The 24538-nt window shown below is 63.5% G+C and carries 21 protein-coding genes; 8 read left to right on the top strand and 13 right to left on the bottom strand.

The window, feature by feature from the left end:
* Positions 1-958 (bottom strand): type II secretion system F family protein (locus GSQ88_RS21980; RefSeq protein WP_246784909.1); only part of this gene is annotated, 958 nt, incomplete at its 3' end.
* A gap of 4 nt (positions 959-962) precedes the next feature.
* Entirely contained in the window at positions 963-2642 is a 1680-nt protein-coding gene (locus GSQ88_RS21975; RefSeq protein WP_159009841.1) for a GspE/PulE family protein, read from the bottom strand.
* A gap of 343 nt (positions 2643-2985) precedes the next feature.
* On the opposite strand from GSQ88_RS21975, the gene gspD reads away from it, so the two are divergent.
* A complete protein-coding gene (gene gspD / locus GSQ88_RS21970) occupies positions 2986-5343 on the top strand; it encodes a type II secretion system secretin GspD (protein ID WP_502706757.1) in 2358 nt (785 codons plus the stop codon).
* Between the two features lie 28 nt (positions 5344-5371).
* Complete coding sequence (locus GSQ88_RS21965; protein ID WP_246784905.1) at positions 5372-5905, top strand: tetratricopeptide repeat protein; 534 nt, start codon at positions 5372-5374, stop codon at positions 5903-5905.
* A gap of 12 nt (positions 5906-5917) precedes the next feature.
* Here GSQ88_RS21965 and GSQ88_RS21960 read toward each other — a convergent pair whose 3' ends face one another.
* Positions 5918-6691 (bottom strand): ferredoxin--NADP reductase, encoded by a 774-nt coding sequence (locus tag GSQ88_RS21960; RefSeq protein ID WP_159009840.1) that lies wholly within the window; start codon positions 6689-6691, stop codon positions 5918-5920.
* 161 nt (positions 6692-6852) lie between these two features.
* Here GSQ88_RS21960 and GSQ88_RS21955 point away from each other — a divergent pair, with 161 nt between their 5' ends.
* On the top strand, positions 6853-8052 hold the full coding sequence (locus GSQ88_RS21955; RefSeq protein ID WP_159009839.1) for an amidohydrolase family protein: 1200 nt from the start codon (positions 6853-6855) through the stop codon (positions 8050-8052).
* Positions 8053-8166: 114 nt separating this feature from the next.
* On the opposite strand, the gene GSQ88_RS21950 is transcribed toward GSQ88_RS21955, so the two are convergent.
* A complete protein-coding gene (locus tag GSQ88_RS21950) occupies positions 8167-8598 on the bottom strand; it encodes an EamA family transporter (RefSeq protein ID WP_159009838.1) in 432 nt (143 codons plus the stop codon).
* 41 nt (positions 8599-8639) lie between these two features.
* Complete coding sequence (locus tag GSQ88_RS21945; RefSeq protein WP_246784904.1) at positions 8640-9371, bottom strand: transporter; 732 nt, start codon at positions 9369-9371, stop codon at positions 8640-8642.
* A gap of 123 nt (positions 9372-9494) precedes the next feature.
* Here GSQ88_RS21945 and GSQ88_RS21940 point away from each other — a divergent pair, with 123 nt between their 5' ends.
* The 3 genes from GSQ88_RS21940 to GSQ88_RS21930 are packed head-to-tail and all read left to right on the top strand — an operon-like array spanning position 9495 to position 11978.
* Positions 9495-10382: a MurR/RpiR family transcriptional regulator gene (locus tag GSQ88_RS21940; protein ID WP_159009837.1), complete on the top strand. Its 888-nt coding sequence runs from the start codon at positions 9495-9497 to the stop codon at positions 10380-10382.
* Between the two features lie 36 nt (positions 10383-10418).
* Positions 10419-11192 carry a COG4705 family protein gene (locus tag GSQ88_RS21935; RefSeq protein WP_159009836.1) on the top strand — a complete coding sequence of 258 codons (774 nt, stop codon included), beginning with the start codon at positions 10419-10421 and terminating at the stop codon, positions 11190-11192.
* Positions 11193-11234: 42 nt separating this feature from the next.
* Positions 11235-11978 (top strand): COG4705 family protein, encoded by a 744-nt coding sequence (locus GSQ88_RS21930; protein WP_159009835.1) that lies wholly within the window; start codon positions 11235-11237, stop codon positions 11976-11978.
* A 7-nt stretch (positions 11979-11985) separates the two neighbouring features.
* Here GSQ88_RS21930 and GSQ88_RS21925 read toward each other — a convergent pair whose 3' ends face one another.
* The 8 genes from GSQ88_RS21925 to GSQ88_RS21890 all read right to left on the bottom strand — a co-directional run bounded on the left by GSQ88_RS21925 (position 11986) and on the right by GSQ88_RS21890 (position 20147).
* Positions 11986-12441, bottom strand: coding sequence for a MarR family winged helix-turn-helix transcriptional regulator (locus GSQ88_RS21925; RefSeq protein ID WP_159009834.1), 456 nt, complete (start codon positions 12439-12441; stop codon positions 11986-11988).
* Between the two features lie 23 nt (positions 12442-12464).
* A complete protein-coding gene (locus GSQ88_RS21920) occupies positions 12465-13169 on the bottom strand; it encodes an ABC transporter ATP-binding protein (protein WP_159009833.1) in 705 nt (234 codons plus the stop codon).
* Positions 13166-13957, bottom strand: a complete 792-nt coding sequence (locus GSQ88_RS21915) for an ABC transporter ATP-binding protein (protein WP_159009832.1) — start codon at positions 13955-13957, stop codon at positions 13166-13168. Before GSQ88_RS21915 ends, GSQ88_RS21920 begins: the two co-directional genes overlap by 4 nt.
* Entirely contained in the window at positions 13954-15840 is a 1887-nt protein-coding gene (locus tag GSQ88_RS21910; RefSeq protein WP_159009831.1) for an ABC transporter permease, read from the bottom strand. The genes GSQ88_RS21915 and GSQ88_RS21910 overlap by 4 nt, the downstream gene beginning before the upstream one ends.
* A gap of 119 nt (positions 15841-15959) precedes the next feature.
* A complete protein-coding gene (locus GSQ88_RS21905) occupies positions 15960-17168 on the bottom strand; it encodes an ABC transporter substrate-binding protein (RefSeq protein WP_159009830.1) in 1209 nt (402 codons plus the stop codon).
* A gap of 25 nt (positions 17169-17193) precedes the next feature.
* On the bottom strand, positions 17194-17778 hold the full coding sequence (locus GSQ88_RS21900) for an amino acid synthesis family protein (protein ID WP_159009829.1): 585 nt from the start codon (positions 17776-17778) through the stop codon (positions 17194-17196).
* 24 nt (positions 17779-17802) lie between these two features.
* A complete protein-coding gene (locus GSQ88_RS21895; protein ID WP_159009828.1) occupies positions 17803-18708 on the bottom strand; it encodes a UPF0280 family protein in 906 nt (301 codons plus the stop codon).
* Positions 18705-20147 carry a 6-hydroxynicotinate reductase gene (locus GSQ88_RS21890; protein ID WP_159009827.1) on the bottom strand — a complete coding sequence of 481 codons (1443 nt, stop codon included), beginning with the start codon at positions 20145-20147 and terminating at the stop codon, positions 18705-18707. The genes GSQ88_RS21895 and GSQ88_RS21890 overlap by 4 nt, the downstream gene beginning before the upstream one ends.
* Before the next feature lie 339 nt (positions 20148-20486).
* On the opposite strand from GSQ88_RS21890, the gene GSQ88_RS21885 reads away from it, so the two are divergent.
* Positions 20487-20969 (top strand): (2Fe-2S)-binding protein, encoded by a 483-nt coding sequence (locus tag GSQ88_RS21885; RefSeq protein WP_159009826.1) that lies wholly within the window; start codon positions 20487-20489, stop codon positions 20967-20969.
* Positions 20969-24529, top strand: a complete 3561-nt coding sequence (locus GSQ88_RS21880; RefSeq protein WP_159009825.1) for a molybdopterin cofactor-binding domain-containing protein — start codon at positions 20969-20971, stop codon at positions 24527-24529. The genes GSQ88_RS21885 and GSQ88_RS21880 overlap by 1 nt, the downstream gene beginning before the upstream one ends.
* The last annotated feature ends 9 nt before the right edge of the window (positions 24530-24538 follow it).

The raw sequence follows: 24538 nt of genomic DNA, 5'->3' as shown, positions 1-24538 counted from the left end.
AAAGCTTGCCGCCATGACGAACGCGATCGGCGGCGGCGGTCCAGCTGTCTTCGCTTCCGGTGACCGCCATGATGTCGACCAGGATGCGAAGGGTCGCCGTCAGATTGACGCCGCTGCCGAGCAGCACGCCGAGATTGCGGCAAAACAGGCTGGTGCGGTAATATTGAAAGATGCCGCGGATGCCGGGCGTGCGCGACAGCACGTTCATGATCGCGGCATGCGCGCCGGGCCGGCGCAGTAGCCACCAGACCCCGGCGATCACCGCGGCGGAGCCAAGCAACGCGGCGGTGGCGTTGGCTCGCAGAAAGTCCGACAACTTGATGAAGGCGCCGAGCGCGGTATCCGACTTCGAGCCGAAATCCTGCAACACCGCCGAGAATTGCGGCAGCACGAACAGAATAAAGAACAGCATGACAGCGGCGGCGGCGACTAGCACGAAGGCCGGGTATTGCATCGCGTCGGTGAGCTTGCGGCGCATCAGTTCGGATCGCGCCCGCTCCGCACCCAGCATATCGAGTACCTGATCGAGCGTGCCTGAGAGCTCGCCGACACGCACCAGCGCGCCGTACATCGGCGGAAACAAGGCCGGGTGGTCGGTAACGGCATCCGCCAGGCTCTCGCCGGCAAGCAGCGCGGCGCGGAGTTTGCCGACCACCGGACGCAATCGCCCGACATCGGAGTCGCTCGAAAGCAATTCAAGCGCAGCATCGAGACGGGCGCCCGCCCGCAACAACAGCGCCAGGTCCCGCGTGAAGGTCGTGATCTCCGCGGCACTCGGCCGACCGAACCAACCGTAACCGCCGGAGGCCGCCCGGGCGCCCTTATCTTCGACGGTTTCGATCGGCAGCAGCCGCAGATATTCGATCCGGCGCGCTACTTCCGCCGAAGTCGGCGCCGAGAGCGTGCCGTTCACGATTTCGCCGTTCTGCGTCAGGGCCCGGTAGCGATAATTCGGCACGCGTTCACCTCACCGTCGTGACGCGGAGGATTTCGGCGGGCGACGTCAGGCCGGCGCGGCATTTGGCAATGCCGTCGTCGAGCATCGTCGTCATCCCCGCGCCGATCGCCATCTGATCAATCTTCAGCCCGTCGGTCTTCTCGCCGATCAGCTCGCGAAGATCGTTGGTCAGTTCCAGCACTTCGAACACACCGAGCCGGCCGCGATAGCCGGTGCCGCCGCAGCGTTCGCAGCCGCAGGGCTGCTGCAGGACTTCACCTGCCCGAAAGCCAAACGTCGCTAACCGCGGATCCTCGACGAGATCCGCCTCGGCCAGAACCCGGGGCGATTTGCAACGCTCGCATAACTGGCGAACCAGCCGCTGCGCGATCACCGCGCGCAGCACCGACCGCAACAGATAGCCCTCGACGCCGAGATCGAGCAGACGCGGTACCGCCGCGGCCGCGGTTTCGGTGTGCAATGTCGTCAGCACCAGATGCCCGGTGAGCGCCGCATGGACCGCGACATGCGCGGTCTCGGAATCGCGCACTTCGCCGACCATGATCACATCGGGATCCTGGCGCACGAACGAGCGCAGCGCCGCGGCGAAGGTCAGTCCGATCGCGGGCTTGATCTGCGATTGATTGACGCCGGGGATTTCATATTCAACCGGATCCTCGATGGTCAGGATCTTTCGAACCGGTTCGTTGAGGATCGACAGGATGGTCGCCAGCGTCGTGGTCTTGCCGCTGCCGGTCGGGCCGGTAATCACGATCATGCCATGCGGCATTTTCAGCAACCGCCGCAGCGTGACGTCGTCCGCCGCGGAAAATCCGAGCTTCTCGGCGACCAAGAGCCCCCTGTCCTTTGGCAGGATACGGATGACCGCGGATTCGCCGTGCTGCGTCGGCATGATCGCAACACGAATGTCGACGTCGGTACGCCCAGCGCGCAGCCGCGCGGCGCCATCCTGTGGCAGACGGCGTTCGGCGATATTGAGGTTGGCAACGATCTTGATGCGGGAAATCACCGCCTGCGGCAACACGCCCGACGGCGCCCCCACCGGTCGCAGCAACCCGTCGATGCGCATGCGGACGACGAGCCCCGACGAAAACGGCTCGATGTGAATGTCGCTGGCGCGCAGTTCCACCGCTTTTTCAAGCAGGTCGTTGACGGCCCGCACCACCGGCGCGCCGCTGGCAAGGTCTCGCAAGGACTCGATGTCGTCTTCGCGCGGTTGCGACGGCGCGCCGCCTGCCGCATCGACATCGTGCTGATCCAGCCGCTGATTGAGGACCAACCCGATATCGTCGAACGTTGCGACCTTGACGACGATACCCGTGCCCAGCACGATTTGTGCCGCGCGCTGTGCCGCCATGTCGGTCGGGTCCGCGATCGCGAGCGTGGCGCTGCCATCAGGCGATTGATAGGGAAACACCACCATCTCGCGCAGGAACCGCTGCGAGAACGACGCCACCAGCGGCGACGCCGCGATCATGTCCTGCAGCGAAACACGCTCGAGCCCATGGAAACGCGCGGCCTCATCGGCAAACTCGCTGGCCGACAGATCGGCGAGTTCCCACAACTTGACCTGGCGGCGATCGGCGCCGTCCTGGCCGGCAGCATCGACACGGTCGTCAGGCGTCGTCAAATGATTGCTTTGACGCAGATATTCCACGAACCGCGAGGACAGATCGCTGGCCATTTGTCTTTCCGGTCGCGCCGCTTTTGAGGATCGGTCGATGGATCGCGGGACATCGACCGCGATTTCCTGCAACCGGGATGGTTATTGATCCGAAGTATGACAGCCGTGCGAAGCGGCCCGCGTTGAAGCCGCTCAAAAACATTTGTCACCGACATTCGCCAATGATCGCAACGCAGTGTGTCGCGGAATCAACGCATGATGAATTGATTGACCGGCCAACGATGCCGACAATTATTTCTGTCATGATCCGGCGCTAGGTATGCGGCCGGGCTTCGGCATCGTCGCAAACCATCCGCGCGAACGATCCGCATGTCCAAGCACACACTCGGAATGGCGGGAACTTATGGTACGCGTCGGCATGCTGGGCCGGTACCGGTTAATCGGTCGCAGCGCTTGCGCTGTCTTTACTCTATTATCCATGGGCCTGTTGGCCTCGTGCAATTCCGCCACCACGGGCACGACATCGACCAAGGACGGCTCCGAGCTCGACGTGCTCGACAGCGTGCGCTCGCTGGATCTGCTGCCGCGCCAGTCGCAGCCAGTCGATGCCGTGACGAAAATGTCCGGCCAGGGCGGCAGTAGTCGTGCGGTGATGTACGAGGGCACCGAGGTGACCGCCGTCTCCGACGCGCGGCCGCAACCCGCAAGCAGCGGCAACGGTTTTGATCTCAATTTTGAAAACACCCCGGTGGCGACCGTCGCCAAGGTGGTGCTCGGCGACATCCTCAACGTCGGCTACACGATCGATCCGCGAGTGCAAGGCACCGTCAGCCTGGTTTCGGTGCGGCCGGTTCCCAAATCCGATATCGTCTTCGTGCTGGAAAATGCCTTGCGGCTCAGCGGCGTCGTGCTGCTGCACGACACCGCGGGCTATCGCCTGACGCCGCTCGGCGATGCCGTCGGCGCAGGACGGGTCGATTCCGCCGGCGCCAGTCCAGAACCTGGTTTCGGTGTCTCGGTCGTGCCGTTGCAATTTGTCTCGGCGCAGACGCTGCTGAAACTGATGGACAGTTTTGCGACCAAGGCCGGCACGGTGCGCGCCGATGTGACGCGAAATCTTCTGCTGATTCAGGGCACCGGCGCCGAACGCCGCACCGCCGTGGACACCGCGCTGAGCTTCGACGTCGACTGGATGCGCGGTCAATCGGTCGGCATTTTTCCCGTTTCGAGCGGCACGCCGGCGCCGATCATCGCCGAACTGGAAAAGATCGTCGATTCCGGCGAGAACGGCCTCAGCCAGAACGTCGTCAAATTTCAGCCGATCGCCCGCCTCAACGCCATCATGGTGGTCAGCAAGCGGCCGGACATGTTGCGTATGGCGGCAACCTGGATCAAGCGGCTCGACCGCGAGGATACCGCGCGAACCACCGTTCACGTCTATCGGGTGAAGTATGGCGAAGCCCGCCAGATCGCGCGACTGTTGACCGACATGTTCATCGGCGGCTCTTCCTCCAGCCTGCTCGATAGCGCCGATAACCAGATCGCGCCGGGATCGGGCAGCTCGGCGACATCGAGCGGCGATCGTCTCTCGCTCAATCCCAACGGATCGTCATCATCGCCGTCGTCATCATCGTCACCATCAAGCAATGGTTTCGGCTCCCACAGCGCGTCCGGAAGCGGAACCGGCGGGCAAGGTGCCGGTGCGGGCGGCAACGGCGCGCTCGACAGCGGCCACGGCGCGAGTTCCGGCAACAATCAGCCGCTGTTGCAGGATGTGCGGATCACGCCTGACGTCGTCAACAACACGCTGTTGATCTACGCGGATCAGGCCAACTACCACATCATCGAAACCACGCTGATGCAGGTCGATCAACCGCAGCTGCAGGTCGCGATCGACGCAACCATCGCCGAGGTCACGCTCAACAACGATTTGAGCTACGGCGTTCAGGCCTATATCACCAGCCAGAATCTCGGATTGAAGCCGAACACCGGCTCCGTCCTCGGCACCCAGGCGGCGACCGCGCCTGCCACCACGACCGATCCCACGACCGGGCTTGCCAGCGTCGCCGGATCGGTCTCCAACGCTTTCATCAATCGTGCGTTTCCCGGATTCAACTTCCTGGTCGGCTCCGAAACGCAACCGAGTTTCATTCTCGACGCGCTGCACACCGTCACCAGCGTCAAGGTGCTGTCCAATCCGTCGCTGGTCGTGATCGACAACCAGACCGCGACGCTGCAAGTCGGCGATGCGGTGCCGGTGTCCACCGGCAGCGCCACCGTGCTGACGACCAGCAACACGGTCGTCAACACCATCGACTATCGCAACACCGGCATCATCCTGCGGGTATCGCCGCGCGTCAGCGCCAACGGCAACGTCAGGCTCGACATCGAGCAGGAAATCAGCAACGTGTCGACCGCAACCGCGGCCAGCCTGACGCCGACGGTGTCGGAGCGGAAGGTCAAGAGTTCCATCTCGGTGGCGAACGGCCAGACCGTGCTGTTGGCTGGACTGATCAGCGAACAAAAGAACGGCACCCGCTCCGGACTTCCAGGGCTAGATCAGATTCCCGGCCTCGGCGATGCCTTCGGACATCAGGATAATTCCACCGCGCGCACCGAGCTGATCATTTTCATCCGGCCGCAGATCATTCGCAACGGCTCGGAGGCGCATAACGTGGCCGAAGAGTTCCGCTCGAAAATGCGCGGCGATATCGCGACCACATCGAGCAACAAGGCGATCACCACCAGTGTCGTGCACTGATAGCGAAATAGCGGGTGCAGCAGCTTTCGTGCGGCGGCGTCTGTCGGCGATATCGCTCGTCGTGTTGACGTGCATCGCAACAACATCGATCGCGCATGCCGACGCGCTGGCGCGCGGCACCGCGGCCTATTCTCGCGGCGACTATAATCGGGCGGCGAAGGAGCTCGAGCCTTTGGTCGAGCGCGGAAACACCCGGGCGTTCGCCCTGCTCGGCTTCCTGTACGAACACGGCTTTGGTGAACCAAAAGCCTATCCCGTCGCGGCCCGTCTTTATGCCCAAGGTGCCGCGCGAGGAGATCCGTTCGGCCAGGCCATGCTCGGATTGCTGTACGACAAGGGCTACGGCGTTCCGGAGGATTTCGTGCTCGCCTACAAATGGCTCGACCTTGCCGCGGCCCACGCAACCGGGCCTCAGCGCGATGTCTATGCAAGGTACCGCGACGCGGTCGGATCGAAAATGTCGCCGAATGAAATCACCGAGGGCCAGCGGCTTGCCGCGGACTGGACGCCCGTCGCATCGGTGCCGCCCGGTTGGGCGGATTCCCGACCCCGTCGCGAATAATTCGAACGCGGCTCAGCGTTCCGCGAACGCCTTCTCGACCACGAACTGGGCCGGCTCACCGTGATTGCCCTCGACAAATCCCTTGTCCGACAGCAGCGCCCTTGTGTCCTGAACCAGGGCCGGGCTGCCGCAGATCATGATGCGATCATGCTCGGCCTCGAGCGATGCCAACCCGATATCGCTGAACAGCTTGCCTGAAGTGATCAGGTCGGTGATGCGGCCGCGATTGCGGAAGGGATCGCGGGTCACGGTCGGATAATAGATCAGCTGGTTGCGCACCAATTCGCCGATCATTTCGTCGTTCGGCAATTCCTTGGTGATCATCTCGCCATAAGCGAGTTCGGCGACGCGGCGGCAGCCGTGCAGCAGCACGACTTTTTCGAAGCGCTCATAGGTCTCGGGATCCTTGATCACGCTGAGGAAGGGCGCCAAGCCGGTGCCGGTGCCGATCAGATACAGATTGCGGCCGTCTTCCAGATTGTCGATCACCAGCGTGCCGGTGGCCTTGCGGCTGACGATGATCTCGTCGCCTTCCTTCAGATGCTGAAGCCGCGAGGTCAGCGGGCCATCGGGAACCTTGATCGAGAAGAATTCGAGCCGGTCTTCATAATTGGCGCTGGCGACGCTGTAGGCGCGCAGCAGCGGCTTCTCGCCGACCTTCAGGCCGATCATGGTGAACTCGCCGTTGCGGAAACGGAACGACGGATCGCGGGTGGTGGTGAAGCTGAACAGCGTATCGGTCCAGTGATGGACGCTCAAAACGCTTTCCTGGTTGAAATTGCTCATGCTGCCGATCCCGCTGGAGTAAGCCCGATTTGCGACGCTTAATTCATTCGTATACAATCGTTTGTACACAAATGAATAATCCAACTTGATCCCGGCGTCAAGGCACGGGCAGAATGGATCTCCACAGCCTGCGAAGGCATTGAACAAAAAGGACAAAACCCATGGCCCATGACGCCCCCCAGGCCAGCGGCCCGAGCAGACTGGTGATCCGCAATATCGGCCTGCTGCTGTCGGGCGCGCTGGAAAAGCCGATCCTCGACGCCGACACCATCGTGGCCGACAACGGCAAGATCACCGCCATCGGGCGCGCCAAGGACGTCGACACCGAGGGCGCCACCACGACCGTTGATGCCGCCGGCACCACCGTCGCGCCCGGCCTGATCGACAGTCATGTCCACCCGGTCGCCGGCGACTGGACGCCGCGGCAGAATCAAAGCGGCTGGATCGACAGCTATCTGCATGGCGGCGTCACCACCATGATTTCCGCGGGCGAAGTGCATATGCCCGGCCGCCCTCGCGACGTCGTCGGCCTCAAGGCGATGGCGATTTTCGCGCAGCGCGCGTTCTGGACGCTGCGCCCCGGCGGGGTGAAGGTGCATGCTGGCGCGCCCGTCATCGAGTGCGAGATGGTCGAGGACGATTTCAAGGAGCTGGCCGCAGCCGGCGTCAAACTGCTCGGCGAAGTCGGCCTCGGCGGCGTCAAGGATGGCCCGACCGCGCGCAAGATGGTGGGGTGGGCGCGCAAATACGGCATTCAGAGCACCATCCACACCGGCGGTCCCTCGATCCCGGGTTCCGGCCTGATCGACAAGGACGTGGTGCTGGAAGCGGACACCGACGTAGTCGGCCATATCAATGGCGGCCACACCGCGTTGCCCGACGACCAGATCCGCTGCATCTGCGAGGGCTGCAAGCGCGGCCTCGAACTGGTTCACAACGGTAATGAACGCTCGGCGCTGTTCACCTTGCGGACCGCGCGCGAGATGGGCGACCTCAGCCGTATCATCCTCGGCACCGATGCGCCGGCAGGCTCAGGCGTGCAGCCGCTCGGCATCCTGCGTATGGTGTCGATGCTATCATCGCTCGGCGACATCCCCGCCGAACTCGCCTTCTGCTTTGCCACCGGCAACACCGCGCGGATGCGCGCGCTGGATTGCGGCCTGATCGAGATCGGCCGCTCCGCCGATTTCGTCATCATGGATCGGGCACAGCACTCGCCGGGCAAGACCATCCTCGAAAGCGTGCAGCTCGGCGACCTCCCCGGCATCGGCATGACCATCATCGACGGCATCATCCGCACCCAGCGCAGCCGCAACACGCCGCCCGCGACGAAGGTACCGGAGATTATCGGAGGGCATTAGCCTAGTTCGTCATTGCGAGGAGCGAAGCGACGAAGCAATCCAGCCTTGCTTGTGGCACTGGATTGCTTCGCTTCGCTCGCAATGACGAAGCAACACCGTCAGCAGCGCGGCGCTTCAGATCTTCACCGCAATCAGCACGGCGCCGCAGCCGATCATGGCGATGCCGAGCCATCCGGTGGGTGAAGGCCGTTCGCCGAGCAGCAGCACGCCGAAGATCGCAACCAGTACCACGCTGAGCTTGTCGACCGGGGCGACCAGCGAGGCCGGACCGAGCTTCAAGGCGCGGAAATAGCACAGCCAGGATGCGCCGGTCCCAAGGCCCGACAACACCAGGAAAGTCCAGGTCCGGCCTGAAATCTGCTGCGGCGGCACGAACTGGCCGGTGGCAAGCAGCAACAGCAGGAAACTGACCAGCACGACAATGGTGCGAATGAAGGTCGCGAGATCGGAGTTGATATTCTCGACGCCGATCTTGGCAAAGATCGCCGTCAGCGCCGCGAACACCGCCGACAGGAGGGCCCATACCTGCCAGGATTGGAAACTCATGCGGTATCCTTTCTCTTCTCTGCGGCGCGCATCTCGTCGCCTCAAAATGTGAACAAGACGGAGGCGTACCAGGAAACTTGATCGGTCTCGTTGATGTTTTCGATTCCGCGGCTGACATAACCCAGCAGGTGATAGTTATCGTTCAGGTCATAGCGCCACCCGATGCCGACGCTGGTGGTCGCCGGCGTGCCGACTGAATCGGCGGTCTGGTGAAACAGCTCCGCACCGAGCTGAAATTTTGGCAGAAGCTGATAGGTCAGCACCGCGCCCGCCTGGCAGAAATCCACCGCGCGGCGTTCGGTGACGGTACACCCACCGCCGCCAAACGCGGACCAACCACCGCTCCAGTCCTTCTGCACCCACACCGGCAGCAGCAACGACGCATGATTATCGCCAAAGCTGCTTGAACTGGCCGGTAGGAAAATGCGCGGGAAAACACTGACATCCAGCCCGAATGAATCCTGGTGCAGAAAGCGGTATTTGGCGGCGAGTTGGACATTGCTCAAGCCGACGCTGGCGCCCTCGCCGGCGGGCTGCTCGATGCCGGCGGGCAAGGTTGCGGTTATCTGAAGATCCGGCGCGGCGCCGTAGTTGAAATCGATACCGCTCTGGCTGGTCGTGCCGGTGCGCGTCGTGGCGCCGAGGCTGTACGTGTAGATTTCGAAATGCTGGTAATCGGTCGGTTCGGGGTCGTCGGAAATATACGGCGGTCCGGCGACAGCGGATTGCGTCAGCAGCACCAGCACAAGACAGGCGCAGGTTCCTGAACGCATCAGATGTCTGAAGCTATCGGCCATCGGGTAACGCAATCCGCTTGATCTCACCATCATGTAGTATATGCTACACACCGTGGCGTCGAGTTCCATTTACTACCTACGTGCCGGGAGAGCCGCCTTTTGGCCATCGCAACCGCCCTCGATTCCGGAACTGAGCTCGATCGCGTGCTGCGGCGGGCACATCAGCAACTCGGCGCCGCCGGCTTGCGCGTGGCTAAATTCATCGATGAAAACCGGCAGGTGGTGCTGGCGAGTTCGGCCGCCGCGCTCGGCGCCCGCATCGGCACCTCCGACGCCACGGTGTTGCGCACCGTTCAAACCCTGGGCTTCGCCAGCCTCGCCGCGCTCAAGCGCGCCATTTTGAACTCGCCAACGGCCTCGACGCCGGCCGACGACATGCGGCGCACCCTCGTCGATCTTGAGAAAGCAAGCGGTGAAGCGCTCGACGGCGTCCTGCAAGCGCACGCCGAGGGCCTCGCCGTGCTGCAATCCGGCAAATGCCGCGCCCAGATCGCGGCGGGTGTTGGCGTTCTCGACGGCGCCGATCGCATCGCCGTGTTCGGGATCGGTCCGTCCGCGGCGCTCGCCACCTATGCTTCGATCCTGCTGGCGCGAAGCGGCCGCCGCAGCCGAACGATCAGCGCGACCGGATCGATGCTGGCCGATCAGCTTCTCGATCTCGGCGCCGGCGACGCGCTGTTGATCCTCGCCTATGGCCGTCTCTACCGGGAGGTGAAGGCGGTATTTGCCGAAGCCAGGGCGTTGCGCCTGCCGACCGTTCTGGTCACCGAAGCCGACGATACGCCGTTGGCGAAATTGGCCGATGTCTGCGTGGTCATTCCGCGCGGACGCCCGGGCCAGATGGCGCTTCATGGCACGACCCTCGTCGGCCTCGAAGCCCTGGTGCTGTCGCTCGCTGCCGCGAAGCCAAAGGCAGCGTTGGCCTCGCTTGAAAATCTCAATCGGCTGCGGCGCGCGACCGAAGCACAGACCAAAAGCGCAAAATAGCGCCGGCGCCCCAAGACGACCGAAAGGGTCATCCGCATGGATCAGGATATCGAACGCAGTAAGGTTCCGGAGATCACGCTGGTGTTCTGGATCATCAAGGTACTGGCGACGACGCTGGGCGAAACTGGCGGCGACGCGGTTTCGATGTCGATGAATCTTGGCTACGCCGTCAGCAGCTTTATCTTCATCGGAATCTTCGTGGTCGTCGTCGGCGCGCAGATCGCGGCGAAGAAATTTCATCCGTCCCTCTATTGGCTGGTCGTGATTGCGACCACGACCGCGGGCACCACCATGGCCGATTTCGCCGATCGCTCGCTCGGCATCGGTTACCCCGGTGGCGCCTCCCTGCTGTTCGTTCTGCTGATGGCTTCGCTGGCGATCTGGTATTGGTCGGCCGGTTCGGTTTCGGTCAACACGGTCTCGACGCCGAAGATCGAGACGTTTTATTGGGTTGCGATCCTGTTCTCGCAAACGCTCGGTACCGCGCTGGGCGACTGGATGGCCGATACCAATGGCCTCGGATATGAGGGCGGCGCGCTGGTGTTCGCCGCCGGTCTGGCGCTGATCGCGGCGGCCTATTTCCTGACCGGCATCTCGCGAACCCTGCTGTTCTGGGCCGCCTTCATCCTGACCCGGCCGCTGGGCGCGACGCTCGGCGATCTGCTCGACAAGCCGACGGATAGCGGCGGTCTTTCCTTCAACAGGTTCTACGCCTCGGCGATCCTGGCTGCCGTCATCATCGCTTGCGTCGCGTTGCTTCCGCAACGCGCCGGCAGGCATCCGGGCAAACCCCGCGCGACCGAAGCGTAATCAATCGACGTATCATTGAGCGGAGCGCGGAGGACGACATCGATGCAGCCCAACCACCTGCCCACGCTGGGGCCGCGCTATTGGAGCGCGTTGTGCCTGGCGAGCATCTTCGGCGCCAACATGGGCGACCTGTTTGCGCGAAACCTCGGCCTCGGCCATGTCGCGGGCCTGCCGTTTCTGGCAGCGGCGCTCGCTATCGTGATGGTCGCCGAACGCTTCGACCGGACGCAACACCAAACCTACTATTGGCTCGCGATCATCATCGTGAGAACGGCTGCGACGAACTTCGCGGATTTTGCCGCCGGCGATTTGAAACTGCCGAGGATATGGGTGATGGCCGTCCTGACGATCCTTCTCGTCGCGGCGTTGTGGCTGAGCTGGCAATTCGCCTGGCGGCGGCTCGCCAATAAAGCTGACAATCTGCTTCGCGCGGATCTCGGCTACTGGGTCTGCATGTTCATCGCCGGGACCTTGGGGACCGTGATCGGGGACTTCTGCTCGCACAATTTGCGGCTCGATGATGCCGGAGCCATGGCCTTGCTCTCGCCGATGGTGGCCGTGCTGTTCCTGATCGGGCGGCGAGGACCGCTTCGTTGGCTGCCGTTTTACTGGCTGACGGTTGTCGCGATCAGGGCGGCGGGAACCGCGGTCGGCGACTTTGTTTCCGGCCGAAACATGCTCGGCCTGCCCCTCAGCACCGCCGTGACAGGCATCTTGTTCGTTGCGCTTCTCGTCTTATGGAAAGAGTCCGGAAGATCGCAACAAGCCGTGCCGGTGGCGCCCTGAGGGCCGCTCACCGCAACTTTTCCAGCAACGCCATCAGCGTCTCGCGCTCTCTAGCATCGAGCGGCGCCAGTGTTTCGCGCGTGATCACCAGCGCATTTGGGGCGGCCTTTTCGACCGCCTGCTGCCCGGCGCGGGTAAGGCTGACCAGCAGGCGCCGGCCATCTTCGGGATCGGGGCTGGTTTCGGTCAGGCCGCGCGCGGTGAGCCGGTCGATCACGCCCTTGATGGTGGCGACATCCATCGCGGTGAACCGGCCCAGTTGATTCTGCGAACACGGCCCGGTCTCGGTGAGTTTTGACAGCGCGGCCCATTGCGCCGAGGTCAGGTTGATACCGATCTCGCGGGCGAAGATCGTGGCATGACGCTGCCAGACCTGGCGCAGGATGAAGCCGATCTGCTCGTCGAGAATGTAGGACGGCTTTGGCGGTTTGACGCTTCGTTTCGCTGCGACGCCCCTGCCCATTGCGATGCCTCCGTTGCGGGCCGTCACAGCGACAAATGCGCGTCGCGGATATCCGGACGGGCGTCGAGTTCGCTCATGGTGCCGCCAAAGCAGATCCGGCCGCGTTCGATGATATAGGCGCGGTCGGAAATCAGCCGGGCGAAATGCAGATTTTGCTCCGACACCACGATGCTGACGCCCTCCTTCTTCATCGCCAGGATGGCCTCGACCATTTGCTCGACGATCTTCGGCGACAGGCCCTCCGACGGCTCGTCCAGCAGCACCAGCGACGGATTGCCCATCAAAGTGCGTGCGATCGTCAGCATTTGCTGCTCGCCCCCGCTCATGCGTCCGCCCGGACGGTTGCGCATCTCGCCGAGGTTCGGAAACAACTTGAACAGCTTTTCGCGATCCCATTGCGGCGCGTTCGGCCGCTTCGGCTGACGGCCGACTTCGAGATTTTCCTCCACCGTCAGATCGGTGAAGATACGCCGTTCTTCCGGCACGTAACCGAGGCCGCCGCGCACGATCGCATGGGTCGGCTCCTTCGATACGTCCTTGCCCTCGAACATGATGCGGCCGGAGCGCTGCTCGACCAGACCGACGATCGAACGAAAGGTGGTCGACTTGCCGGCGCCATTGCGCCCGAGCAATGCGACGACCTCGCCATCGCCGACCTCGAGCGCGATATCGAACAGGATATGCGCCGGGCCATAATGGCTGTTGAGGTCCTGAACCGACAGCTTCATGTCGCCGCACCTTCGTGGTGCCGTGCGTCGTACATCAGGCCGCCGCCGAGATAGACGGCGCGGACCTGCGGGTCGTTGCGGACTTGTTCGGGCAATCCTTCCGCAATCAGCAGGCCGCGATTGAGCACGATGATGCGGTCGGCGTGCTCGAACACCACGTCCATGTCGTGCTCGGTGAAGAGCACACCGATCGATTGCTCCTTGGCGATCCGTGCGGTGAGCCGCATCAACTCGATACGCTCGCGCGGCGCCATGCCGGCGGTCGGCTCGTCCATCAGCAGCAGCTTTGGCTGATTGGCGAGCGCGACCGCGAGCTCCAGCCGTTTGAGATCGCCATAGGCGAGTTCGCCGCAAGGGCGTTCGGCGTAAGCGCCCATCCCGACCAGGTCGAGCAGACGGCCGGCCTCGGCCTTTGCAAAACCCGGCGTCGAGCGCCAGAGATTGAACAGCTGCCGGCCATAGGACACCAGCGCGACCTGGATGTTCTCGCGCACCGTCATGGTTGGAAAGGTCGCCGTGATCTGGAAGGTGCGCCCGACACCCAGCCGCCAGATCGCGCGTGGTTTCTTGCCGGCGGTATCCTCGCCGAGCAGATTGATGCGGCCGCTATCGGGGACGTTCTGGCCGTTGAGCATGTCGAAGCAAGTGCTTTTTCCGGCGCCGTTGGGACCGATCAGCGCCAGGATTTCGCCGGCGCGCAGCTCGAACGACACGCCACGCACGGCGTGCACCCCGCCATAGGATTTGGTCAGGCCTTCGACCGACAGCAGGATGGGCGCGACACTCATTCGGCGGTCTCGATGCGGGAGGTGACTAGCGCGGATTTCGACGACGCCGACCGGCGGCGATTGCGGATGGTCTCCAGCACCCCGACGATGCCCTTCGGGAAAGCGACCACGATCAGGACGATAAAGCCGCCCAGCACCAGTTTCGAAAGATCGGTCTGGCTCACCAGCCAGATGTTGAGCGCCTTGTAGACGATGGCGCCGACCACGGCACCGGACACCGTCTCGACGCCACCGAGCAGCACCATCACCAGCGCATCGACCGAAAGCGAGATGCCGAGATTATCGGGAAATACGCTGCCCTTGAGATAGGCAAACAGCGCGCCGGCGATCCCGGCAGCCGTTCCCGCGATCACGAATGCCGTCCACTGGATGCGCTTGCCGTTGATGCCGATGGCCTCACTGCGCAGCGGCGAATCCCGGGTGGCTCGAAGGGCAAAGCCGAACGGAGAAAATACCATGACCCGGAGTGCGGCGACCACCAGGGCGGCGACGCCAAGCGACAGCCAGTAGAAATGCGACGCGCTCGACACCCATTTTTCCGGCCATACGCCGAGGATGCCGTTATCGCCTCCGGTCACCGCGACCCACTGGAACGCGATCGACCACACGATCTGCGCGAAGGCCAAAGTCAGCATCGCGAAATAGACGCCGGATAATTGCACGGCAAAAAATCCGAACACGGCAGCACCGACACAACCCAGCAGCGGGCCGAGCAACAGGCACACGATCATCGGCAGACCGGCCATCTTGGCCAGCAGCGCCACCCCATAGGCGCCGAGCCCGAAATAAGCGGCGTGGCCGAATGAGGCGAGCCCGCCGACCGACATCAGGAAATGCAAGCTCGCGGCAAAGATCACGAAGATCGCAACCTCCGAGCCTACCGTGAGCGCGTAGTTGCCGCCGACCAGCGGCAACGCGGCCGCCACAATCAGCGCAACCATCGCCGCCAGCCGCTCGCCCGAGGTGAGCGGACGCCAGGGATTGACGGTCAGGCCCGGCGTGCGCCGCGCGGCGGCTTCCTGTTTTCCGAACAGGCCCCAGGGGCGCACGATCAGCACCGCCGCCATCACCAGGAACACCAGGATGATGGAGATCTTCGGAAAAATCAGGATGCCGAAGGCGTTGAGTTCGGAGACCAGCACCGCCGCGACAAAGGCGCCGATGATGCTGCCGAGCCCACCGATCACGACCACGACGAACACATCGACGATGATCCGCAAATCCATCGCGTGGTTGACTGCATCGCGTGGAATTTGCAGCGCGCCGCCAAGCGCCGCCAGGAACACGCCGACCGCGAACACGCTGGTGAACAGCCATTTCTGATTGACGCCGAGAGCCGCCACCATGTCGCGATCCTGGGTCGCCGCGCGAACCAGGATGCCCCAGCGCGTGCGCTGGAACAGCAGCCAGAGAATGCCGAGCACGACGGGACCGAGCACGATCAGAAACAGGTCATAGCTCGGGATGTTCTGGCCGAAGAAATCGACCGCGCCCTTGAGGCCCGGTGCGCGGCGGCCCAACAGATCGTTCGGGCCCCAGATCAGGACCACCAGATCCTCGACCATCAGGGTCAAACCAAAGGTCGCCAACAGTTGGAACAATTCCGGCGAATGATAAATCCGTCGCAGCAGCACCATCTCGACCAGCACGCCGACCGCGGCTACAACCAACGCCGCGACGACCATGCCGCCCCAAAATCCAAGCGCACCTGAAAAACGCTCAGTCAGCGTAAACGCCACGTAGGCGCCGAGCATGTAGAACGCGCCATGGGCAAAGTTGACGATCCGCGTCACGCCGAAAATGATCGACAGGCCCGACGCGACCAGAAACAGCGACGCGGCGCTGGCCAAACCTGTCAGGAACTGGACGACATAAAAGGCCATTGGCGGTCCGGGTTAGTGCATTTTGTAGGGTGGGTTAGCGAAGCGTAACCCACCGATCCGTTCACGAAAGTGGTGGGTTACGCCTTCGGCTAACCCACCCTACGCAGTTGGAGCCCGCATCACTCCTTCGGACGAAGCTTTTCGACTTCGGCATCGCTCGGCAAATAATCGGCGCCCTTGCGATACGACGTATCGACCATGATGCCCTTGCCGTCCTTCAGCGCGGTCTTGCCGACGAAGGCCCCAAGCGTCGATTGGTGATCGATCTTGCGGAAGGAGATCTCGCCGAACGGCGACGGCACGGCGATGCCTTCGGCGGCGGCGATCAGCTTTTCCGGATCGGTCGAACCGGCCTTGGTGAGGATCGCCGCTGCCGATTTGATGGTCTCGTAGCCGACGATCGAGCCGAGCCGCGGATAGTCGTTGTACTTGGCCTGATATGCCTTGAGGAAGGCATCATGCTCTGGCGTCTTGATCGAGTACCAGGGATAGCCGGTGACGATCCAGCCTTCGGGAGTTTCATCCTTCAGCGGATCGAGATATTCCGGCTCACCGGTCAGGAAGCTCACCACCGAACGATCCTTGAACAGACCACGGGTATTGCCCTCCCGCACCAGCTTGACCAGATCGGCGCCGAAGGTGACGTTGAGGATCGCTTCCGGATTGGCGGCGGCGACAGCCTGCACCACCGGACCGGCGTCGATCTTGCCCTGCGGCGGCCACTGCTCATCGACCCACACGATATCGGGCCGCTTCTCGGACATCAGCTTCTTGAACACCGCAACCGCCGACTGGCCGTATTCATAGTTCGGCGCGATGGTGGCCCAGCGCTTGGCCGGCAATTTCGCGGCCTCTTCCACCAGCATCGCCGCCTGCATGTAGTTGGAAGGCCGCAACCGGAAGGTATAGCGATTGCCCTTGGCCCAGGTGATGGCGTCGGTCAGCGGTTCGGCGGCGAGAAAGAAGACTTTCTTCTCCTTGGCGAAGTCGCTGACGGCAAGGCCGATGTTGGACAGGAAGGTGCCGGTCAGCATCGCGACGTTTTCACTCGAGACCAGCTCATTGGCGGCGGTCTGCGCGTCGGCGGGTTTGCCGCCATCGTCCTTGGAGACCACGACGAGCTTCTTGCCGCCGATGCCACCGGCGGCATTGATCTCTTCAACGGCCAGCTGCCAGCCCTTGCGATAAGGGTCGGTGAACGCCGGCAACAGCGAATAGCTGTTGATTTCGCCGATCTTAATTTCACTTTGCGCCATGGCGGAATTTGCCATGCCGGAAAGTGCGATCGCCAATCCCGCTCCCAAGAAATAATATCTGCTTGCCCGCATCCTCACGCCTCCAATGTCTGAGAAATTATCGTAAGCCGTCCTCGCCCTTGACTTCCTTGACGGTCAAGCCGCCGACCCGCGGCAGTGGCCGGCCGCTATCGGTGACTGCTACCGCGACCATGATCTCGTTGGCACGCGGCGCGTCATTGATCTGTACCTCCATGCCATCGAAATGGCTGCGCACGAACGCCGCATCCTTGTGGCCGAGCGGAATGTCCAGTGTCGTTCCCGGTCCGCTGCGTTTTTTCGAAGATGGGATCAATGCCGCGCCCTTGCTCAACACCTTGCGCACCGGCGCGCCCATTTTCGGATGCAAGATCGCGGCCGCATGCTCGAGTTCACCGTTTTCGCCGACCGCGGCCGCCTTGCCGTAGCTCTGCGCCTTGGCGCCGTCGATCCCAAGTGCCGCAACCGCCTTTTTCGACAGCAGTTCGCCGAGTTCCTCGCCAATCGCGATCAGCGGCGAAAGGTCTTCGACATATCGGCCGGCGAACGGATTTTCGATCACGGCAATCGCCGCCGCGCGCCGGGTCGGCGGCGAAATCGTCTGCCCCATCTCCAGATGCGTCTCTTCAACCACCGTGACAATCTTGCGAATGATTGCGCTCATCGCGTTCCGCCTTCTATTGCAACTTCAAGCATGCATCAGCTCCGGCACGCCTTGACTCAGTTTGTCCGTGGTCCGCGCGTCGGTTCGGCTCGCACCGACCGTCACTGTCCTGGCCATCAAGCGCAACGTAGCGCCCTCGATCAACCCCGACAAAAGTAATTGGCGCGCGCAACTTGCGCCTGCCTCCAGCGCATCCTCGATCTCACGATCAGACAATTCACCGACGTCCCGTGTGACAGGCCATGCCCCGAGATCGCTATCGGGCTGCAGCAAATTGGCGGGGCAACGGACAATCGCAGGGTGCCCCGGCAGATCGACGGCGTTGGCGATGATGGTAGCGGCGGCATCGGCCTGCGAGGCGGTACGCGCCAGCACCGTTACCGCATCGGCAATGCCGAGCGAGAAACTGCGCCCGTGGCGTCCGCTGGTCGCAATGCCGCGCGCGGCATCGTCGGCACTAATATCAAGTGTCCGCAACACGCCATGCTGGTCCGGCCGATCTATCAGCCCGATCGAAAATCGCTTGCCGTCGGCCAGATGCAGCGCGATATCGCCGCCATTGTTGACGTAAGCGCGTTGCAGCGGCGCTGCGCCCAGCATCGCGCCGAGAATCTCTTCCGCGACGCTGCCGGCAACCGCGGCCATCGGCGTGATGAAATGGTCGGCGGCGAATGGCGCCACCGCTCGATGCATCCGGCGCGCGACGACGCCTTTGAGCGCGCATTGTCGCGGATCTGCCGCCGCGCGCAATTCCGTCAGTTCCGCGCAGAGTTCATCGAGCAGACCGGTAAAACGCCGCGCCGCCGCCTGATAGGCTGCGCGAACATCGATCTCGCGGCCTTCGGCTTCCACGATCAGCTCGATCGGACCATCCTGCAAATGCAGCCGCCTGCCATCGGCCAGCCATGCGATTTGCGGAAGCCGAATCATGCGCGCCGTCCCGGCATCTGGCGGATTTCCGTGTTGTCCTTTAGCGACGCCAGCGGGCGGACATAATCCATATGGCCGCCGAGCGCGGCATAGTCCGACAACCGAAGCGTAAACTCGATCGGCGCGACCAGCGCCGGGGTCGGCACGTAACCGAAAGCGCCCACCGGCATCTGCGTGACATCGACCATGAAGGTGATGCCGCCGCCGGGCCAGACATATACCGGCGCGCCGCCGCTGGTGACGCGCGTCAGCGAATCCTTGACCGAGCGGGTCAGCCGCACCGGATTGTCGGTCACGCCCGCCCGCAACGATCCGCCCGCCCCGCCCATGAACAACACGGTGCACAACGCGGGTTCGCAATTTTCCTGGATGCGCTCGACCGACAGCTTGAGATCGAGCGGCATCTCTTTCTCGACCGGCTTCAGCGCCTCGTCGAGTTCGTAATAGGCCGCGTGCTCCCCGGTGGTCGAGACCATCAGCATGGTGGTGCCGGGACGCGCGGTCTTGGGATCGAACGGGCCCAAAACCGTCAGCGGGTCGGAAATCTTGGTGCCGCCCCAGCCGGTGCCAGGCTCAGCGACCTGGAAGTAACGCCCGGGGGTCGAGCGCCGCCCCTTCATCTTGATTCCGGTATCGGGAATGTCGAGCAGCTTGCCGGCCTGGTGTTCAGACAGCACGCCGGTGATGTGGTCGTCGACCACCACGACCTCATCGACCTTGCCCTGCCATTGCTTGGCGAACATGCCGATCGTGGCCGAGCCGCAGCCGACCCGCATCCGTTCCTCGGCGACGCCGTTGACGATCGGGGGATAGCCGGCCTGCACCACCACCGTGGCGCCGCCATCGATGGTCAGCTCCACCGGTTTGCAATTGCTGAGGTCCATCAGCGCATCGCAGGTGATGCGGCCTTCTTTCTTGGAGCCGCCGGTCAGATGATGCACGCCGCCCAGCGACAGCATCTGCGAACCGTATTCGCTGGTGGTGACGTGACCGACGGCCTCGCCCTGCACCCGCACCGTCGCGGTCTCCGGACCGAGATAACGGTCGGTATCGATCTTCACCTTGACGCCGCAATAACTAAAGATGCCTTCGGTCACCACGGTGACCATGTCGATGCCATCGATTTCCGACGACACGATGAAGGGCGCCGGTTTGTAGTCGGGATAGGTGGTGCCGGCCCCGATCGCGGTGACGAACATGCTGGGCTCGCGCACCAGCGTGCCGTCCCAGTCGCCGCCGGCCTGAAACGGCACCAGCCGTCCGCCGTGGGAGACCGTGCGCTCCAGCACGATATGCGGATCGACGCGAACCAGTTCGCCGTCGTGATTGGCATATCGATCGCACGCGCCGGCCGCGCCCGGCTTGATGTAGCACATCACCGGACAGGCATCGCAGCGGATCTTGTCGCCAGCAGTGGCGGTCGTCGGTTCGGTCACCATGAACAGGCCTGTCGCCGGCGAAAGCCGGATCAGTCAAATCGGTAATGGCGCATCTTAGCTAAATCCCGCGGCATCGATCATAGTGGATTTCCGCCGTCGGGCATTTCATTTGTATACGAACGATGTTGCGCGTGGAGCCTGGACCTGTCAAGCTTCCTTTCGATCCAGCGCCACGTCTGCCGAATAAAAACTCAATTGCCTGCCGCCATTGTTCATAAACCGGGCAACGGATTGCACCGCAACAGCCCGCCGGTTGCGCGTTTGTATGCAAACGGTATCTTCGCAAGCGGTTTGGCACCGCTTTTTTGCAGCGCAACCAAGCCCGTCGGGACGAGGAGCATGACGCAGACCATAACCCGCCTGACCGTCAACGGCGGCATCCACGATGTCGACGCCGCTCCCGATACGGCGCTGCTTTATGTATTGCGCAATGATCTAAGATTGAACGGACCTAAATATGGCTGCGGCCTCGGCGAATGCGGCGCTTGCACGGTGCTGATCGACGGCATCGCGGCGCGCTCGTGCGTGATCCCGATCGAAGGCTGCGTCGGCCGCGACGTGCTGACGCTCGAAGGCCTCGGCAGCCGCGAGCATCCCGATCCCGTGCAGGATGCCTTCATCAGGGAACAAGGGGCGCAATGCGGCTACTGTCTCAACGGCATGATCATGAGCACCAAGGCGTTGCTCAATCGGATCCCTCAGCCTTCCGAAGCCGAGGTGCTGGAAGCGTTGCGCCATAATCTATGCCGGTGCGGCGCGCATATTGAGATCATGCGCGCGGCGATGCGGGCCGCGGGCCGCGCCGTTGAGGCGCAAGGCTGATGACGACACCCGAACTATCCGAACAGCCGCGGCGCGCGACACCCCCGGGATCATTGTCGGTGGTGCGGCCCTCCGCGTCCGCGACCGGAGGCTTTGAGACCTTCGTCAAGATCACGGCCGACGGCGCGGTCACCGCCTATAATGGCCATGTCGATCTCGGAACCGGGATCAGGACCGCGCTTGGCCAGATCGTCGCCGAAGAACTCGACGTGTCCTTTGCGCGCGTCGTCGTCGTGCTCGGCGACACCACCCGCGTTCCCAATCAGGGCGCGACCATCGCCAGCGAAACCATCCAGATCACGGCGGTGCCGTTGCGCAAGGCCGCGGCCCAGGCGCGGCTGTTCCTGCTTGCACGCGCGGCCGAACGGCTGGAATTGCCCGAGAGCGATCTTGCGATCGAGGATGGCCTGATCCGCGGCCACAACCGAAGCATCAGCTACGGCGAGCTGATCGCCGGCGAGACCGTCCGTCTCGAACTATCCAACGATGTCGTGGTGAAAGACGTCGGCGCCTACACCATCGTCGGGCAGTCAGTGCCGCGCGTCGATCTTCCCGCGAAGGCGACCGGTGAACTGGTCTATGTCCATGATGTACGCCTGCCCGGCATGCTGCACGGCCGCGTCGTCCGTCCGCCCTACGCTGGCGTCGATGCGGGGCCATTCGTCGGCACCAGTTTTGTCGCGATCGACGAGGCTTCGGTACGGGATATTCCGGGGCTGATCGCCGTGGTGCAGATCGGCGACTTCGTCGGTATCGTTGCCGAGCGCGAGGAGAACGCGATCAAGGCGGCAGCCCTGCTCAAGGTCGATTGGAAGCCGACGCCGACGCTGCCCGACCTGAAGGACGTCGAAACCGCATTACGCGCCAACCCATCGACGCCGCGGACGCTGATCGACAAAGGCGACGTCGACACCGCTCTCGCACAAGCCGCCACACCGATCAATCGCACCTACGTCTGGCCCTACCAGATGCACGGGTCGATCGGTCCGTCCTGCGCCGTAGCGGATGTTCGGGACGGCCATATCCGGGTGTGGTCGGGCACGCAAAACCCTCATGTGCTGCGCGCCGACCTTGCCTTGCTGGCGGAACTGCCGGAAGCCGGCATCGAAGTGATCCGGATGGAAGCGGCCGGCTGCTACGGCCGCAATTGCGCCGATGACGTCACCGCCGATGCGCTGTTGCTGTCGCGCGCGGTCGGCCGTCCGGTCCGGGTGCAATTGACCCGCGAACAAGAGCACGCCTGGGAGCCGAAAGGCACCGGGCAATTGATGGACGTCAAAGGCGGCCTGACCGCCGACGGCAGCGTTGCCGGCTATGATTTTGCCACCCGCTATCCCTCGAACGGCGCGCCGACCTTGGCGCTGCTGCTGACCGGAAAGATCGCCCCGGTCGCGGCGGTGCTCGAGATGGGCGACCGCACCGCGATCCCGCCTTACGATTACGAGCACCTGCGCGTGGTGGCGCACGACATGCCGCCGATCGTGCGCGCGTCCTGGCTGCGTGGCGTATCGGCGCTGCCGAACACCTTTGCCCATGAATCCTACATCGACGAACTCGCCACCGAAGCCGGCGTCGACCCGATCGAATATCGCCTGCGTTACCTGAGGGATCCGCGCGCGGTCGATCTCGTCAAGGCGGTTGCCGAGCGCGCGGAATGGACGCCACGTCCAATATGGCAGGCGCCGGTCGCCGAAGGCGATATCGTGCGCGGGCGCGGTTTTGCCTATGCGCTTTACGTGCACAGCAAATTCCCCGGCTACGGCGCCGCATGGTCGGCCTGGATCGCCGACGTCGCGGTCAACAAGGCGACCGGCGAGGTCAGCGTGACGCGCGTGGTGGCCGGACAGGATTCCGGCCTGATGATCAATCCGGATGGCGTCCGCCATCAGATCCACGGCAACATCGTCCAGTCGACCAGCCGCGCGCTGATGGAAGAAGTCACGTTCGATCGCAATTCAGTGACGAGCCGCGAATGGGGCGCCTACCCCATCATCAAATTTCCGGACCTGCCCAAAATCGACGTGTTGCTGTTGCCGCGCCCGGACCAGCCGCCGCTTGGGGTCGGCGAGTCCGCGTCGGTCCCAAGCGCCGCGGCGATCGCCAACGCGATCTATGACGCGACCGGCGTGCGCTTTCGCGAACTGCCGTTCACGCCGGAGCGTATCCTGAAGGGATTGCGCGGCGAGCAAGCGCCGATCGCGACAGCACTTCCCGCACCGCCGCCCTCGCCTGTCCCGTCCGACACATGGCGAAAGCCTTTTACCGCCCGGCGCGGCGTGGTCGCCGGCCTCGCAACGTTATGCGCCGCGGTGGTCGGCATCGGCGCCGCGGTGCTGCCGTGGCGCGGGATCGCGCCGATCGCCCGGCCGGATCCGTCGGTCTATTCGGCTGAGACCATCGCGCGCGGCCGGCAACTGGCCGCGCTCGGCGACTGCGCAGTCTGCCACACCAACACCCATGGCATCGTCAATACCGGCGGCCTTGCGCTCGATACGCCGTTTGGCATCATCTACAGCACCAACATCACACCCGACGTCGAGACCGGGATCGGCGCGTGGTCCTACCCTGCCTTCGAACGCGCGATGCGCCAAGGCATTCATCGCGACGGCCGGCATCTCTATCCCGCGTTCCCCTATTCGCATTTTGCCAAGACGACGGATGCAGACCTGCAAGCGCTCTATGCTTATTTGATGGCGCAGGCGCCGGTGCGTGCCGAGCAGCCCACGACTAAGCTAGCGTTTCCGTTCAACCTGCGCCCGCTGCTGGCCGGATGGAACGCGCTGTTTCACCAGCCGGAAGCGTTCCAGGCCGACCCGACCAAATCAGAGATGTGGAATCGCGGCGCCTATCTGGTCGAAGGCCTCGGCCATTGCAGCGCGTGCCATTCGCCGCGCAACGCGCTCGGCGCGGAAAAGGCCGACGCTTATCTCGCCGGTGGTTTTGCCGAGGGCTGGGAAGCGCCGCCGCTGACGTCGCTGTCGCACGCCCCGATCCCCTGGAGCGAGAATGAGCTGTTTGTCTATCTGCGTTCCGGCGAATCCCGTTTCCACGGCGTCGCTGCCGGGCCGATGGCGCCGGTCGTGAAAGAACTCGCCGCGTTGCCCGACCAGGATATTCGCGCCATGGCGGTCTATCTCGGATCGTTCAACGAGGCGCCGATCGATCGACCGGTGCAGGAAGCACTCGCCGCCCAGTTCGAGGCGTCGACCGGCACCCGGGCTTCGGCGGCGGCCTCCGCCGGCGCCCGGATCTATCAGGGCGCCTGCGCGGTTTGCCATGAGGTCGGCGGCGCGCCGCTGTTCGGCAGCCGGCCGTCGCTGGCGCTCAACAGCAATCTGCATAGCGCGGTGCCCGATAATTTGATTCAAGTCATCCTGCATGGGATTGCCGCGCCGGTTTCCAGCGATCTCGGCTACATGCCTGCCTTCAAGGACAGCATGGACGACGACCAGGTCGCCGGGCTGGTGTCGTACCTGCGGCAGCAATTCGCCCCCGGCAAACCGCCCTGGAGTGGCGTTGCAGCGGCGGTCGGCCGCGCCAGGTCGGGCCCGACGCACTGATCTTGCTGG

Source organism: Bradyrhizobium sp. S69 (genome assembly GCF_009766005.1).
In the GTDB taxonomy this organism is placed as follows: domain Bacteria; phylum Pseudomonadota; class Alphaproteobacteria; order Rhizobiales; family Xanthobacteraceae; genus Bradyrhizobium.
The sequence above is the reverse complement of the archived record's forward strand: the minus strand, read 5'-3'. Positions and strand labels throughout refer to the sequence as shown.